Annotated in this window: 1 protein-coding gene; it reads left to right on the top strand. The window is 62.7% G+C overall.

Going from position 1 to position 249, the window contains the following annotated elements; genetic code table 11:
- A partial coding sequence (locus tag QP415_RS12460) for a 50S ribosomal protein L6 (protein ID WP_285100279.1) occupies positions 1-249 on the top strand: 249 nt, incomplete at both ends.

Consider the following 249-nt stretch of genomic DNA (forward strand, 5'->3'; position numbering starts at 1 on the left):
GGCCAGGACGTCACCGTCAAGGGCCCCAAAGGTCAGCTCGCGCTCTCCGTGGCCGAGCCGATCGCGGTGAATGTTGATGACAATACGGTTCTGGTGACCCGGCCCAATGACGAGCGCGAATCGCGTTCGCTGCACGGCCTGACCCGCACCCTCGTCGCGAATATGATCGAGGGCGTCACCAACGGGTACACCAAGGCGATGGAAATCGTCGGAACCGGTTACCGCGTGGTCGCCAAGGGTTCTGATCTC

This window comes from Pauljensenia sp. UMB3104 (assembly GCF_030217285.1).
In the GTDB taxonomy this organism is placed as follows: Bacteria; Actinomycetota; Actinomycetes; order Actinomycetales; family Actinomycetaceae; genus Pauljensenia.